Raw genomic sequence first — 15,472 nt, forward strand, 5'->3', positions numbered from 1 at the left:
TCACGTTTCAGCATGTGGGCCGCAAATACTTGTTGTCAAATGCGCAATTTATTGTCCTGCTCAAGCAACGATGGATGGCTACGTCGACCTCCCAGCAGACCTCTGAGGCGACGCAGCATCCTGTAATGTTGTCTCTCGTCAATGTCGGGTTGTCGTTGTGGGAGGGCATGGCGGATCGGAGGATCAGTCATGGAAACCCAAACTTACCTGCCGTTCGCGCGCTTCGCCCAACCTGGAACAAAGGACGTATCGTCGGTCAGAAGCGGCCGCCAAAACCCAAGCATGTCTGGGCGACCCGAGTTCGACTTGAACTGGCCGAAAACCACCGCGATTTCGCGTTGTTCAACATGGCATGTCTTACGGGCGAGGGCATCGATGACGATTGACGGCCTGCACATCATCGAAAGCTTTTTCAGTTACTTTTGGGTTGTCTCTCCCATAAAGTGCGTTGAAATCAGAGTTGGCGGTGATCGAATGAACGGCGCAGAATCGTTAGTCAAAACCTTTCTTCACAACGGTGTGGATACGGTTTTCGCCAATCCAGGCACGTCTGAAATGCACTTTGTTGCGGCTCTTGATAGACATCCCGAGATGAACTGTGTTCTGTGCCTTTTCGAAGGTGGAACGACGGGCGCTGCTGATGGCTACTACCGCATGAAACGGGACGTCGCCGGCACTCTGCTGCATCTTGCACCGGGGCTAGGCAACGCATTTGCCAATCTACACAACGCCCGAAAATCGGGGTCCGGGATCGTGAATGTGGTGGGAGATCACGCAACACATCACCTGCGCTATGAAAGCCCACTCAGAGGCGACATTATTGGCGTAAGTCAAGCCATAAGCCATTGGACACGAGTTTCTGATCAGGCCACAAGCGTCGCATCGGACGGGGCCGCAGCCATCCAGGCCGCCCGATCTCAAAACGGCCAGATCGCCACCCTTGTTCTTCCCGCCGATACGGCTTGGGATGCAGCGACTGGCCCTGCGATGACCAGCATTCTGGCCCAACCACTTCATCGTCCGTCCTTGGAAGACATCGAGGCCGCAGCCATGCGTCTAAAGGCTGCAAACGCGGCTTTGATGATAGGTGGGTCCGCGCTTTTTGGTCCACTTCGTGTACTGGCTGGAAAAATTTCCGTCAAAACCGGATGCCGCCTGTTGGCGGATACTCTAATCCCTCGAATTTCGAAGGGGGCCGGGGCTGCCAAATTGGATCAACTTGTGTATCCAATTGCACCCAAGATCGCTCAGCTTGAACAGACCTCCTCAATCACTTTGATCGGCGCCGACCAACCCGTTGCCTTCTTTGCATACCCGGGCAAACCGAGCACACCCGAGCCCGCCGGTTGCACGGTTTCAAGCCTGTGCACTCCGACGGATGATATTGCCTGGACTATTCAATCACTGGCAGACGCAGTAGGTGTCACGAGCAAGACACAGCTGAACACATACGCTCTCGACCTGCCTCCAATCCCAACCGGAGATCTCACCCTAGCGAAAGTCGGCCAGGCGTTAGCGGCCCTCATTCCCGAGAATGCTATCGTTTGCAATGAATCCGTGACGTCTGGGTTTCACGTCATTCCTCCGACTGCAACCGCGCGACCACATGACTTGCTTGGGGGAACCGGTGGTGCGATAGGGCTTTGCCTACCGTGCGCAACCGGCGCAGCAATTGCATGTCCAGACAGAAATGTAATTGCTCTAACAGGCGATGGATCAGCCATGTACACGTTGCAATCTTTGTGGACGATGGCACGCGAATGCCTGGACGTTACGGTGATTGTTTTTGCAAACCGCGGCTATCAAATCCTTCGGGATGAGCTGGCAAATGTCGGTGTTGAGAGTTTTGGCAAGAATGCAGAGGCAATGTTTGATGTGGAAAACCCAACGCTTGATTGGGTTGCGCTCGCTAAAGGGCATGGTGTTCCTGGAATACGAATTGAAGACACCGATAGCTTTGTGAAAGCCCTTTCCGCGGGACTATCACGTAACGGCCCTTCCTTGATCGAAGTTATCTGCCCGCCAGCATCTTGAGCACAAATTCCTTATGAAACGGCCGGCCCAGACCTGCCGTTCACTCACCGCGCTGGCGTCGCACTGCGGCCCGTCATTCCTGACATTCGCTGCAACTGCACAGTCTGGACGAGTGTAAGTACACACATTGATTCCACTTGGTCGATCCAGCTTGAAGGGTAGATTCCATTAATTCGAGTTCTCAGGTAACAAGTAATGATGGATATCGTCGTCATTACGACCATCATCACTTCGCTTTTTGTTGTAATCGGCTTGGCGGAACCACTGGCCGCGCGAATGCGCCTGCCCTACAGCGTTATCCTCGCCGTCCTGGGGATAGTGATCGGGCTTGGCGCGACGTTCTTTCTCGACACTGACCTGACGAATGCACTGAACCCGGGGGCGCAGGCAATTATCGATCTACCGATCCGGTCAGACGTCTTCCTCTACGTTTTCCTGCCAACGCTGCTCTTTCAGGCGACACTCGGCATGAACCTGCGCAGGATGCTGGATGACTGGATGCCCATCCTGATGATGGCAGTTGTGGCAGTGATTGTCGCAACTCTCTCCATTGGCTATGCGCTGAGTTGGGTAAGTGCCCTGCCGCTGGCCGCCTGCCTGTTGATCGGCGCTATTGTGTCAACAACTGATCCTTCGGCGGTTGTCAGCATTTTCCGGTCGATTTCGGCACCGCGCAGGTTGTCGCGAATAATTGAGGGTGAAAGCCTTCTTAACGATGCTGCTGCGGTCGCTCTTTTCGGACTATTCATGAGCTTCGTAATGCTCGGGCGACCCGATCCATTGCTAAGTGAAGCCGTGGGGCAGTTTCCGCTGTTGATCGCAGGCGGAGCACTCACTGGTTGGCTCATGGCGCGCATGGCGGTCTGGCTGATGGCTTTTGTAGATCGCTGGGAAATGGCGCAGATTTCAATTTCCATTGCGCTGCCTTACCTCGCCTACATCGTTGCAGAGCAAAGCATCGGGGCTTCGGGTGTCATTGCGGTGGTGGCCGCGGGTCTTACGCTCAACCTCACAGGCCCCGGTCGTTTGTCACCGGTCGCCTGGACAAATCTGCAAGAAGTTTGGGATCTTCTGGCACATTGGGCAGGCGCGCTGATCTTTATTCTTGCAGCGTTGCTGATACCGAGATTGCTGGAAGAGGTGCGGCCGTCCGACTTTGGCCTGCTGGTTGTGGTGGTTCTGGCCGCCATGCTCGCACGGGCAACAATTCTGTTCGGGTTGCTGCCACTGCTTACGGCAATAGGCCTGTCGCCAGCTGTTGAACGCCCCTATCGCACCGCAATACTGTGGGGTGGACTTCGTGGTGCCGTGACGCTGGCGCTGGCGCTGGCTGTTACCGAAAGCACGCATATCCCGCTTGAGACCAAGCGCCTGGTCGGCATTCTGGCCACTGGCTTTACGCTGTTTACACTGATTGTTCAGGGTACAACCTTGCGCACGGTGATCACAAAACTGGAGCTCGACAGGCTTTCTCCGCTTGATACCGCCCTGTCGCGTCAGGTGGTCGCCGTAGCATTGCAATCCGTTCGCGAGGACGTGTCCCGCACAGCAGAAAACTATAACCTGACCCACGATATCGTCAGGAACGAAGCCAAACAGTTTAGTGAACGCCTGGACGAAGCCGTAAAGGCCGCTGAAGACAGCGCGCAGATCCTTGATCGTGACCGGGTCACGCTTGGTCTTATCGCGCTGGCCGGTGCAGAGCGGGATTCCGTCTTGGCTCGGATGCGGGAACGCACCATGTCATCGGTTCTGAGTGAGAAGATTTTGTCCGATGCGGATCGGCTCATTGAAGGCGCACGGACTGGCGGACGGATCGGCTATCAGCGCGCATCAAATCGGTCGGTCGTTTACGGCAGATCTTTTCGGATCGCCGTGTTTCTACACAACCGGCTTCGAATTTTGTTCCCACTCACGCGTATCACAACGGACAGGTTCGAAAGATTGCTCATGCAACGTCTGATCCTGCAGGACCTCGATGGGTTCGTCCGCGGCCGCATCCGCCGGATCCATGGCCGCCGGGTTGCGGAATTGCTGGATGAAGTGTTGGCGCGTCGATCCGAGGCGGTTGAGACGGCGCTTGATGGTCTGAGACTGCAATTTCCCGGTTACGCCGAAAAGTTAGAGCGACGGTTCATCCAGCGAACCGCGCTGCGCCTTGAAGAACGTGAATATGCGGTCATGCGCGAAGACGGCCTTGTGGGCGAAGAACTCTATTCCGTGTTGATGCAGGAAGTGGCGACGCGACGTACGTTATCTGAAGGACGTCCAAAGTTGGACATCACTCTTAAAGGACGGGATCTGGTTAGGCAGTTCCCACTATTTTCCGATCTCGACAAATCTTCGCTCAGGAAACTTAGCCGGGCGCTGCGTACCCGATATGCCAACGCGGGTGATACCATCATATCCAAAGACGAATTCGCCCGGAGTGTATTCTTCATTGCTTCCGGGGCGGTGGAAGTGGAACTCGGCAGGCACAGCTCGCGGCTGGGTCGCGGTGAAATGTTTGGGCAATTGGCCATGCTATTGAAACGGCCCCGTCGCGTAAACGTGCGGGCGTTGGCACCCTCGACCCTGCTTATGCTTGACGAGGCAAGTTTCCGGCGCTTACTGCGGCGAAGCAATGCCATGCGAAGCTCTGTCAAGATCAGCGCTGACAAGCGCATGATCGACCCAGCGGTGTTGGATCTGGATGAGGCAGAGGGATCCTCAAAAAAAGGGACTATATCTTGAGAGTTTCTCAATTGGAAAGGAACCGCAAAATCAACAGCGGTGTTTCACGGGCACCAGCCGGGTTCTGTTTCGTTGAATGTCTACACCTATCAGAGGCTTGTTCACTCGAGAAAAACCGTCACTACCCTCAACATCTCGGAAAATCGCCCCAATTGCCGACCTCTCATTTTTTAAGCGTCAGTCAAGAAGTGCAGCTGTATTAGACAGCGGGGCGCACGATCTGCGATATCAACGGCCCAAACCTGCCGTTCACAGACCGGTCAAGATGCCGCGGTCGCAGCCCGCTTACCGGCCATTCACTGCGGGAGCAAAATCTCGAGGTCCACGAATGCTAAAGTCGCGGACAAAGCCGCCCATGCCGGTTTGGATGCGAACGTCTGCTATTCATCCCAATACAAATAAGCCCACACCCTTGACCAAGCGCCCTAGCACATTTAGGCAAAATTGATCTGCCCGCCGGGACGACCCGGCCAGGAACGGCGCTTAGTCAGGACGACCTGATAAAACTGAGGTCGAAGATGACAACCAAACACAAAAATGCAAAGAAACTAATAGAGGGTCGACCCGCCCTAATCGTGATCGACATTCAGAAGAGCACGTTCATTGATAACAGCGCAATCCGCTCAATCGACAATATGCCGGGCTATAGGGAACGAATGATCGCGGCGCGCGATTTGGTTGACGCTGCACATCAAAACAATGTGCCCGTCATCTTCATTCAGGAAGTTCATCGTTCCGACCGGATCGACTTCGGCCGGGAGCTGGATGGCGATGAGGACATACACTGTCTCGAAGGTGATCCACGGACAGAGGTTGCCAAAGAAGAGATGGGATATCGCACTGGTGACTATTTAGTTCCGAAGCGGCGTTATTCTGCGTTTTTTGGAACCGATTTCGAAATTCTGCTACGCGGCCTGAAGGTAGATACTCTGATACTATGCGGAGGGTTGACCGATGTCTGTGTGCACTACACGTTCGTTGATGGCCACCAATCAGACTACTTTTGCCGCGTTGTGGAGGATTGCGTCGGCGGGTCATCGCTCCAAGCCCATGAAGCTGCGCTTAGAGCAATGGAGTATTTGCAAACCGGCGCTGTTCAGAACCGTGAAACAGTGATCAACGCGATCTCTCTACTCTGATCCGAAATGGCTTCTTTATTTCTATTTCACATTGCCTAAAGCCCAATCCAGCCATTCGAAATGTGTCGAAGGCTGTTAGGTTTGGGCTCGTACCTGTCCTCGGATGCGACGCGGCATCGGCATGATCTTTTACGCCCGGCGATCCAACCACGGCCCGTACCGGACTCTCAACACCCTCTAGAATTGCGGCGGTCGCAATCCGCAAAGCCGCCATTCGCCGCAACAGCAAGACGCAAGACGCAAGGCTAGGCGAACTCACAATCTGCGCAACAAGTCGTCCGTACTCTTCCTCAATATCCGCTAGGGCTTAGACTCCGACATTCGTGCTTTCTCCGAAATAGGGGATGGTTCTTTTGCTGTCTTTTAGTGCAAAAAAGGATGTCTTCGCTCCTACTGACGGATATGAAACGTGTTGAAACTTATCAAGAATGCGAACCTCTATTCGCCTGCACCTTTTGGTTTGGGCCATATTCTCACCGCAGGTGAACGCATCATTTACCTCGGTAGCGTAGTGCCCGAATTGCCGGATCAGCTTCAGGCCGAGGTCATTGACGTCGACGGCGCAGCGGTTGTTCCGGGCTTCATTGACGGGCATGCGCATATCACCGGCGGTGGCGGCGAAGCCGGACCAGCCAGTCGGGTGCCGCCGATGGTCCTGTCCTCTTTCACCCGTGCTGGTGTCACTTCGGTCGTTGGGGTCTTGGGCACCGACGATCTGACCCGCAACACGCAGACGCTGGTACAGCAGGCCTATGGGCTGCGGGCCGAGGGGCTTTCGGCCTGGTGTCACACTGGTGGCTATCACGTGCCTCTAACCACCCTCACCGGCTCAGCCCGCGGTGATATCGTGTTTCTTGATCCGGTTATCGGTGTTGGGGAACTGGCGATTAGTGATCACCGATCGAGCCAACCGACGTTGGACGAGTTTCTGCGGATTGCAAGCGAGGCGCATGTCGCGGGCCTGATGACCAGCAAGGCCGGCATAGTTCATTGCCATATGGGAGACGGCGAGCGGGGTCTGTCGATATTGGAACAGACGATCGCGACTTGTGAAATCCCCGCACGTGTCTTCAACCCAACCCATGTTAATCGCAACAAACCACTTTTCGAACAGGCCGTCGCGCTGGCGCGGCACGGATGTTACATCGACGCGACCGCATTCCCCTGCGCGCATATCGAGCCGGGCATTTCAGCCGCCGAAGCCTACATCCAATTCCGCGATATGGGCGGTCGCGCGGACCGATTCACCATCAGCTCTGACGGTGGTGGTTGCCTGCCTGCCTTTGACCGTGACGGTAATCTGACACGGTTCGGTGTGGGTTTGTCGGACACTTTGCCCGAAACGCTGCGCGACCTTACCGATAGGGGAATGCCCCTGTCTGATGCGCTGGCTCCGTTGACGTCAAATGTCGCCGATCTGCTGAAGTTACATCGAAAAGGTCGTCTGAAGGTTGGCATGGACGCGGATCTGGTGGTTCTTGACGAAAACACTGCGGTGCGGCATGTGATGGCCCGGGGGGAATGGCATGTCCGCGATGGCCAAATAGCCCGACGCGGCATGTATGAACAGGTTTGAGCGTCCGCGCGGTCCCCGGTGGCTGCCCGCTGTAGCACCGGAAGGTAGTTAGATATGTGCCCTGCACCCATTGATGCAGAGACCCCGCGCGGGTTCATCATTCCAATCGGCGGTGGCGAAGACCGCGTCAAGGAAATGCAGATTCACCGCAAATTCGTGGAACTGTCCGGCGGTGCGGATGCCGATATCGTCGTGATCCCGACAGCCTCGATGCTGGAAGAAACCGGACCGGATTATAACCGTATTTTCTCAGAACTCGGGGCCGGTCAAGTCGAGTTTCTGCCGATCTCGCGCCGCGCCGATTGCGACAATCCCGACTATGCCGAAATGCTGGACCGCGCCACCGGGATATTCATGACTGGTGGGAACCAGCTGCGCTTGTCGGCGATTCTGGGTGGGACGCTTGTCGCGCAGAAAATCCGGCGTCGGAATGCGGCGGGTGTACCGGTTGCGGGGACCTCTGCCGGGGCTTCGATCATGTCCGAGCACATGGTTGCAGGCGGTAGCAGCAATTCGGCCCCTGCCGAAGGCAATATCACTCTGGCCCCGGGTATGGGGCTGACCAATGCGGTCATCATTGACCAGCATTTTACACAGCGTAACCGTCTAGGCCGCCTGCTAACCGCCTCATCTTTCAACCCATTTCTGATTGGGCTGGGCGTTGACGAAGACACGGCGGCCTTCATCGGGCCCGATAACGTTCTTGAGGTTGTCGGCAGCGGATCCGTTACTGTGGTGGATGCCAACCATCTGACGCATTCGTCGATGTGGGATGCCCGCCGCGGCGAGGCGCTGAGCCTTCTGGGACTTCGGCTTGACGTTCTGGGCGAAGGGTGCCGTTATGATCTGACGGCTCGCCAGGCTTTTCCGCCGGATGAGCATATGGCGTTCTGTACCTTACCGGACCTGTCCGGGGATGAGGTCGCCAGCGAGGGGGGAATAAAAAGTTAACCAACGGGGAGCCTCATGAAAATAATTTCGACCAACGTCTTTGTCGGCCCGAATGTCTGGGCAAGTTTTCCGGTTATTCGTCACGTTATCGACTTGGGTATTCTGGAAGAATGGCCGTCGGCGAAAATTGGTTCCGAATTTATCGACGCATTGGTCGAGGCACTTCCCGGTTTGGCCGAACACGGCTGTTCCTACCGTGAACCCGGCGGGTTCATCCGCCGCTTGCGCGAAGATGAAGGCACTTGGCTAGGTCATGTGCTGGAGCATTGCGCCATCGAGGTGCAGAACGTGGCCGGTTCGGATGTAACTTTTGGCCGAACGCGCGGCACTGGTGAACCCGGCCAGTACAACATGGTCTATGAATACCGCCAGCGCGATGTCGGCCTGGCTGCGGGCAAGCTGGCGATGCGTCTGCTGATGCATTTGCTGCCACAATCCCTCAAGGAGCAGGTGGATTACGACTTCGACCCAGATTTCAACTGGGATGATGAGTTGCGCAGCTTTGTGTTGCAGGCTCAGCGCAAGGAATTTGGCCCCTCGACTGGCTCGTTGGTCAAGGCGGCACAAGAGCGGGACATCCCCTGGATCAGACTGAACTCAGGCTCGCTGGTACAGTTCGGGCATGGGAAGTACCAGAAACGCATTCAGGCAACCATCACCTCTGAGACCAAGCATATCTCGGTCGAGATTTCCTGCGACAAGGAAGATACCCACAATCTGCTGAACGATCTGGGCCTGCCGGTGCCGCAGCAGCGCATGGTTTATTCGGCACGCGAGGCGGCAAGAGCGGCGGGTCGTATCGGGTTTCCTGTCGTCGTCAAGCCGCTCGACGCCAATCACGGACGCGGCGTTTCGATCAATCTGAAATCGGAATCAGAGGTCGAGGCCGGTTTTGCCGAAGCCAAGGAACACTCCCGCAGCAGGGCCATTTTGGTGGAAAGCTTCATCACCGGTTTCGATCACCGAATGCTGGTTGTGAACAACAAGCTGGTCGCAGTGGCCAAACGTGTCCCTGGACATGTCGTTGGCGACGGCACGCACACGATTGCCGAACTGGTTGACATCGTGAACCAGGACCCGCGCCGTGGCATCGGGCATGAAAAAGTGCTGACCATGCTTGAAATCGACAATCAGGCCAAACGCCTGATGGAGAATGCGGGCGTGACAGAAGAGACCGTGTTACCGGATGGTGAGATTTTCTATCTCCGATCGACGGCAAATCTGTCGACGGGCGGTACAGCCATTGACCTGACGGATGTCGTACATCCTGACAATCGTGACATGGCCGAACGCGCCATCATGGCGGTTGGGCTGGATGTGGGGGGTGTGGACTTCCTGATCGACGACATCACCAAATCTTACAAGGATATCGGTGGCGCTATTGTCGAAGTGAACGCAGCCCCCGGCTTCCGAATGCACGTGGCTCCGTCCGAAGGTCAGCCGCGCGACGTGGCGGGCAGAGTGATTGATATGCTGTTCCCCGCCAATGAGGAAACCCGCATCCCGATTGCGGCGATCACGGGCACCAACGGCAAGACTACGACGTCACGGATGCTGGGGCATATCATGAAAACAAGCGGCAACACGGTTGGCATGACCTCGACAGACGGCGTCTATGTCGACGGTAAGCTAAGCGTCAAGGGCGACATGACAGGGCCCAAATCCGCGCAGATCGTCCTGCGCGATCCGGCGGTCGATTTCGCGGTGATGGAAACCGCGCGTGGCGGGCTTGTGCGGTCAGGTCTGGGCTATCAACGCTCAAACGTGGCGGCGTGTCTGAATGTCTCGGCAGATCATCTGGGTCTTGGTGGCATAAACACGGTCGAGGAACTGGCTGTCGTCAAGCGCGTGGTGGTTGAAAGCGCCACAGATACGGCAGTGCTGAATGCCGATGATATCAATTGTCTGAAAATGGCCGATTACGCTGGCGCGGATCAGATCTTCTACGTCACCACCAATCCGGGGCACAGTCTGGTCAAAGAACATATCAAGGCCGGTGGCAAGGCCATCGTGCTGGAAAAGGGCATGAATGGTGACATGCTGACCATCTATGACAACGGGCTTCATATCCCTGTTCTGTGGTCACATCTGATCCCGGCGACGTTGGAAGGCAAAGCGATTTTCAACGTCCAGAATGCCATGTTCGCCGCCGCGATGGCCTATAGTTTCGGAGTAGACCTGGACAATATCCGTCACGGTCTGCGCACCTTCGACACCAGCTATTTCCAGGCACCCGGGCGAATGAATGTCTATGACGAACATCCCTTCAAGGTGATCCTGGACTATGGCCACAATCCAGCCGCACTGAAGGCGATGGCGGCGCTGGCCGATCAGTTGGAGGTCAAGGGCCGCAGGCTGTGCGTTGTTGCGATGCCCGGAGACCGGCGCGATGAGGACATTGTAGACGGGGCCGCCGCGCTGGCTGGACATTTTGATCATTTCATCTGCAAGGCAGATGACCGCCGTCGCGGGCGTGGGCATGACGAGGTGCCCCAGATGATGCGTCAGTCATTGATCGACAACGGCGTCGACGATGCAGCCATCACGATCATCCCCGACGAGGTCGAAGCGGTGAGTGCCGCGTTGGAGCAGGCTGCACAGGGCGATCTGCTGGTGATCTTTGGTGACGACACGACGCGTTGCTGGAAACAGATCATCTATTTCAACTCTGATGGTGAAGCACCCGAGGCCGCGCCGGTGGCAAGCCCCGCCGAACCCGCATTCGAAGACATGTTCGAAGGCGACCAGAACCTGATCCGGGATGAGCGTGGCGTTCGTCTTGCCCGTGAAATCAGCGAAGACGCAGATTGAGCGGAGGCACCGGAATGGACCGGATTGAAGAACTTGAGACCGCGCTGACAATCGAAAGCGCGACCGTCGACCATATTCAGGTGGATGACGCCCGGCGTCTGACCGGGCCGGGTCTGTTGTGGGATCGACCCGGTGCGGTAATGGACGTGTTTTTCACCGAAATTGATGCCACGCAGGTCACCGCCCTGTGGGAGAACCACGCGCGTCGTGTGCTGGATGCGCTTGGCTGGCAGGATCAGGATCTGACCCATCGCATCTTTACCGGTGGCGTCAATTTGGCGATCTCGGCGCCAATGGATCAACTCTATTCCTCGATCTTTGCTGCGCAAACCGCCTGGCATTTCTGTGCCGCTGACCTGCTGGCATCCGAGCCCGGAGAATTCGATCAGATGGTTGCGGATGTCAAAGGCGTGATGGAGAAAGAAGCCAACCCCGCGCTGATCGCACTGATCGCAGCAGCACAGGCGCATGGTGTGGATATTCTTTGCGATGATGATGACGTCTCGATCGGGCATGGGACGGGCAGTCAAACCTGGCCGGTCGATGCGCTGCCAGCCTCTGATGATGTAGACTGGTCTGCCCTACACGATATCCCCGTCGCGTTCATCACTGGAACCAACGGCAAAACTACCACAACCCGGTTGCTTGAGGCGATCGCGCGCGCTTCCGGCAAGGTCGCTGGGCTGACCTCAACCGAGTTTGTGCGGGTGGGTGACGATATTCTGGACCGTGGCGATTACTCAGGTCCCGGCGGCGGGCGGATGTTGCTGCGCGACAAACGTCTGGAACTTGCCTGTTTGGAAGTTGCACGTGGCGGCATCCTGCGTCGGGGACTGCCGACCCGCGCTGCCACGGCAGCCGCGGTCACAAATGTGGCGAATGACCATCTGGGGCAATACGGTGTAAACACGGTACCAGAACTGGCTCAGGCCAAGTTTGCCGTTCATCGCACGCTGGCCGAGGGCGGTGTGCTGGCCCTGAATGCCGACGACCCCTATGTCCGCACCGAGGCCGAGAAGACTTCGGCAAACATCTGGTGGTTTTCGCTGGACGCACAGAATGGCCTGATCCGGCAGGCTCGCGATGCAGGCAAGTGTTGCGCCTATGTGCGGCAGGACGATATCGTCTTTTTTGACGGCGCGGCCGAACAAGTAGTGATTGCAGTTTCCGATGTTCCCCTGACCATGGGCGGCGCTGCGAAATACAATATCCTGAACGCTCTGGCGGCCTTGTGCCTAGGCCTTGCACTTGACTTGCCCATTCAGGCAGTGCGGGATGGGTTGGCCGGGTTCAAGCCAGACGCCAAAGATAACCCAGGTCGTTGCAACGAGTTTGAGTACAATGGAGCACGGGTCTTTGTGGATTTCGCACATAACCCACATTCCATTTCCGCCGTTTGCGATGCGCTGTCTAGCTTGCCGGCAAAACGGCGTTTCATCATGCTCAGCCATGCGGGGGACAGATCGGATCAGGATATCCGGAACGTAACTGCGACAGCGCTGAACTTCCAACCTGATGTGGTCGTCGCAACCGAACTGGAGGGGTATTTAAGAGGTCGCCAACTAGGAGAAATTTCTGATCTGATCGAACGGACAACGTTAGAACATGGGTATGATGCGAAACAAATACTCAGAGCTACTTCACCCTCACAGGCTGCTTCAATGATACTTGAAATGCTGGAGCCGGGCGATATTGCCTTGCTGCTGGTGCTATCCGATCGCGACGCCGTTCTTGCGATGCTCGACGGTTAATAACAAAGCCGGCTGCTGAATTCACGGAGTTTCAGCCAATACGAGGCAATACCAGCAAACGCAATGCAGATGGTGTTGTCAGACTAATTCGAACTAGTCTCAGTTTGCCTCGGAAACCGCGAACCTATCCGGAACAAAGTTGACGCCACTCGCTAAGAGCGGCGGCGCGGGTCAGCTTGCAGGTATCTCTGCTTGCGAGCGATCTTTCCTGGTTGAAGTGGTTGTAGACGGAGGAGTGGACGGAAGCGAATTTCTGTAAACTTCGCATGCGCCTGAACCTTTGCATCGCGCGTTCGCGCCGTCGGAAAGGAAGGTGGGGATTCTCGACGCGGTTGTTGAGCCACCTGCCCGTCTGCTGTTTTTCGGTAGCACCAAGCTCCCTGAAATCGGCCCGATACGATGCGAAGCGATCCGTGACGACGTTTTCCGCTATACCGTGCCGCTTCATCACTTTCTTGAGGAATTTCAGCGCTACAGCTTTGTTTCGGCGTTTGGTGACAACGGCTTCCAGCACCTCACCTTCGTGATCAACAGCCCGCCAAAGATAATGCCACTAGCCATTCACCTTCACGAAAACCTCGTCCACGTGCCACTTCCATTTGGAGAACGCGCGCAGCTGCTGCACACGCTTCCGTCTGATCTCAGCAGCAAACATCGGACCGAACCTGTTCCACCAATATCGGACAGTTTCGTGGCTCACGTCGATGTCTCGCTCGTGCTGCAGATCTTCGACATTCCGAAGCTAGAGCGGGAAACGGATGTACAGCATCACCGCAAGGCGGATGATCTCGGGACTGGTTTTAAAGTACTTGAAAGAGGCGGGTCTGGTCATGGGCAAAAGCTACGCAACCGCCCTGCCCCGTTCAAGCAAAGTTCTTCTGACAAGACCTTCTGACGCCGTCGAACTGGTTCAAACCGGAACTTCACAGCAACGATCAATTTCCTTGATTCCTGGCTTCCAGCCGCTCCAGATTTACAACTGTGGAAAGCATTAACCGATCGTGGCTCCAATCCTGAGTTTGACGGATTGATGCGGAACCAATGGCTAGGACTGTAGCCAAGGTTAATGTCATCCCGAGGAACGCTGCTGGTAAGTGTGCCTTCGTGATTGGCGCCTCAGTCAGCGCGACTACGCGTTGCCGCAATACATGCTTTGCCTTGGTGCCATTCACCAAGGCCACGTGAAGAACGCGTGGGTTACTCAATGCGACAGACCGCGCACAATAGTCCAACAGGCAAGTGGTATAGTCTTTTACGTTGATCCCTTTGCGCGACACTACAGATTGATCACAGGCCAGTTCCCGAAGTCGGTCAAACTGATGCTTCAATACAAGATAGGCCGGGTTCCAGAATAATACTGGTCGCAGGAGTTCGAAGCCCAACTCCCACTCCACATCCCTAGCACGGATATGCTGGAACTCATGAACCAGCACGAACCGGAGTTCGGCTGGCGCGTTCAACAGATGGCTGGGCAAAACGACATGCCGTCGACGCAAGCCCCGCACGGCAAAGGGCACGGTTACACGGTCGGACAGCCGAATATCTACATTCAATGAGCGGCGCCAAAGGAAGCTGGATTTTACAGCTTTACGAATAGCCCAAGCATCGCGCATTACCCTGACCGCCAACATTGCCGAAATCAGCGCCAGCGCAATCGAAGCGTAGGTTACAAAGGCATTGTTGCCGGACAATACGTGATCAATCCATCGCTCGCGACTATTCAGCAGCGCTTCGAATTGCGCTGCTGGCATAGCGATGTCGCCGCGCAAGTAGGCGGCAACAGCAATGTCACTCAATGCCACCGCACGTCCCGGCCAAACCTGACCGGCAATTGTCGAAACACCCAGTGCCAAAACCGGGCTCAGCACAACACAGATGCATAACGTCTTGAGGGAACGGAGTTGCGCAACAAAGCCATGTCGCATTGATGTACGACCCAACGCCGCGCGGGCAGCCAGCCAAATTAACGCTGACAATCCAAGCACAATATTGAACTCGAGAAACGCGTCGAGAACCGGTTTAACCGCCGTCATTTTGCAGTCTCCTCTCTACCAGTGCTCGAATTTCCTCCAGATCATCTTCTGTCAGCCCCGCATCGTCGACCAACCTTGCAACCAAAGTTGCGGGGGTGTCGTTGAACAACGTCCGGGAGAGATTTTGCAGCGAACGCGACTGATACCTGTCTTTTTCCAGAAGTGGCCTATAAATCAACGATTTGCCGTTCTTTTCGCTTTCTACAAATCCCTTTTCATCGAGAATGCGCAAAATTGTTGCGCCGGATGTGTAGGCCAGATTTCGATCCGGCGCCAAACGATCAAGAACATCTCGGACTGAGCCCTGACCCAGCGCCCAGAGTTCGTTCATGAACTCAAGTTCTACTTCGGTCAGCAAGTTTGTAGTTTTTTTCTTTCGCATCAGTCTCGGTGTCGCCATTTTTTAGTATGCCTGACAGACAAGCATCCTTTCTCTGTTTCGCA

The 15,472-nt window shown here is 55.9% G+C and carries 9 protein-coding genes and 2 pseudogenes; 8 read left to right on the forward strand and 3 right to left on the reverse strand.

Annotated elements, in window-relative coordinates; genetic code table 11:
* Nucleotides 1-167 precede the first annotated feature (167 nt).
* The 8 genes and pseudogenes from Q1B46_RS18125 to Q1B46_RS18160 form a co-directional block, all read left to right on the forward strand.
* Nucleotides 168-353, forward strand: a pseudogene (locus tag Q1B46_RS18125) (hypothetical protein); the annotation flags it as partial.
* 121 nt (nucleotides 354-474) lie between these two features.
* Nucleotides 475-2,034 carry an acetolactate synthase large subunit gene (locus Q1B46_RS18130; RefSeq protein ID WP_299950209.1) on the forward strand — a complete coding sequence of 520 codons (1,560 nt, stop codon included), beginning with the start codon at nucleotides 475-477 and terminating at the stop codon, nucleotides 2,032-2,034.
* Between the two features lie 198 nt (nucleotides 2,035-2,232).
* Nucleotides 2,233-4,767: a cation:proton antiporter gene (locus tag Q1B46_RS18135; RefSeq protein WP_299950417.1), complete on the forward strand. Its 2,535-nt coding sequence runs from the start codon at nucleotides 2,233-2,235 to the stop codon at nucleotides 4,765-4,767.
* 518 nt (nucleotides 4,768-5,285) lie between these two features.
* Nucleotides 5,286-5,906: a cysteine hydrolase gene (locus tag Q1B46_RS18140; RefSeq protein ID WP_299664310.1), complete on the forward strand. Its 621-nt coding sequence runs from the start codon at nucleotides 5,286-5,288 to the stop codon at nucleotides 5,904-5,906.
* A 409-nt stretch (nucleotides 5,907-6,315) separates the two neighbouring features.
* On the forward strand, nucleotides 6,316-7,482 hold the full coding sequence (gene iadA, locus Q1B46_RS18145; protein WP_299950211.1) for a beta-aspartyl-peptidase: 1,167 nt from the start codon (nucleotides 6,316-6,318) through the stop codon (nucleotides 7,480-7,482).
* A gap of 54 nt (nucleotides 7,483-7,536) precedes the next feature.
* On the forward strand, nucleotides 7,537-8,433 hold the full coding sequence (locus Q1B46_RS18150; protein WP_299950213.1) for a cyanophycinase: 897 nt from the start codon (nucleotides 7,537-7,539) through the stop codon (nucleotides 8,431-8,433).
* A 15-nt stretch (nucleotides 8,434-8,448) separates the two neighbouring features.
* Complete coding sequence (gene cphA, locus Q1B46_RS18155) at nucleotides 8,449-11,244, forward strand: cyanophycin synthetase (RefSeq protein ID WP_299950215.1); 2,796 nt, start codon at nucleotides 8,449-8,451, stop codon at nucleotides 11,242-11,244.
* Nucleotides 11,245-11,258: 14 nt separating this feature from the next.
* The gene (locus Q1B46_RS18160) at nucleotides 11,259-12,995 is read left to right on the forward strand and encodes a Mur ligase family protein (protein WP_299950217.1); all 1,737 of its coding nucleotides are present in this window, start codon (nucleotides 11,259-11,261) and stop codon (nucleotides 12,993-12,995) included.
* Nucleotides 12,996-13,119: 124 nt separating this feature from the next.
* On the opposite strand, the pseudogene Q1B46_RS18165 reads toward Q1B46_RS18160, so the two are convergent.
* The 3 genes and pseudogenes from Q1B46_RS18165 to Q1B46_RS18175 form a co-directional block, all read right to left on the reverse strand.
* Nucleotides 13,120-13,827, reverse strand: a pseudogene (locus Q1B46_RS18165) (IS6 family transposase).
* Between the two features lie 103 nt (nucleotides 13,828-13,930).
* Nucleotides 13,931-15,028, reverse strand: coding sequence for a M56 family metallopeptidase (locus Q1B46_RS18170; protein ID WP_299950219.1), 1,098 nt, complete (start codon nucleotides 15,026-15,028; stop codon nucleotides 13,931-13,933).
* Entirely contained in the window at nucleotides 15,015-15,410 is a 396-nt protein-coding gene (locus tag Q1B46_RS18175) for a BlaI/MecI/CopY family transcriptional regulator (RefSeq protein WP_299950221.1), read from the reverse strand. The genes Q1B46_RS18170 and Q1B46_RS18175 overlap by 14 nt, the downstream gene beginning before the upstream one ends.
* Nucleotides 15,411-15,472 lie beyond the last annotated feature (62 nt).

Source organism: uncultured Ruegeria sp., from assembly GCF_947500045.1.
Classification (GTDB): domain Bacteria; phylum Pseudomonadota; class Alphaproteobacteria; order Rhodobacterales; family Rhodobacteraceae; genus Ruegeria.

Bases quoted from the DNA above. Each gene is read 5' to 3' on its own strand.
- Q1B46_RS18130 (WP_299950209.1), top strand. From the start codon at position 475: ATGAACGGCGCAGAATCGTTAGTCAAAACCTTTCTTCACAACGGTGTG.
- Q1B46_RS18135 (WP_299950417.1), top strand. From the start codon at position 2,233: ATGGATATCGTCGTCATTACGACCATCATCACTTCGCTTTTTGTTGTA.
- Q1B46_RS18140 (WP_299664310.1), top strand. From the start codon at position 5,286: ATGACAACCAAACACAAAAATGCAAAGAAACTAATAGAGGGTCGACCC.
- Q1B46_RS18150 (WP_299950213.1), top strand. From the start codon at position 7,537: ATGTGCCCTGCACCCATTGATGCAGAGACCCCGCGCGGGTTCATCATT.
- cphA (WP_299950215.1), top strand. From the start codon at position 8,449: ATGAAAATAATTTCGACCAACGTCTTTGTCGGCCCGAATGTCTGGGCA.
- Q1B46_RS18160 (WP_299950217.1), top strand. From the start codon at position 11,259: ATGGACCGGATTGAAGAACTTGAGACCGCGCTGACAATCGAAAGCGCG.
- Q1B46_RS18170 (WP_299950219.1), bottom strand. From the start codon at position 15,028: ATGACGGCGGTTAAACCGGTTCTCGACGCGTTTCTCGAGTTCAATATT.
- Q1B46_RS18175 (WP_299950221.1), bottom strand. From the start codon at position 15,410: ATGCGAAAGAAAAAAACTACAAACTTGCTGACCGAAGTAGAACTTGAG.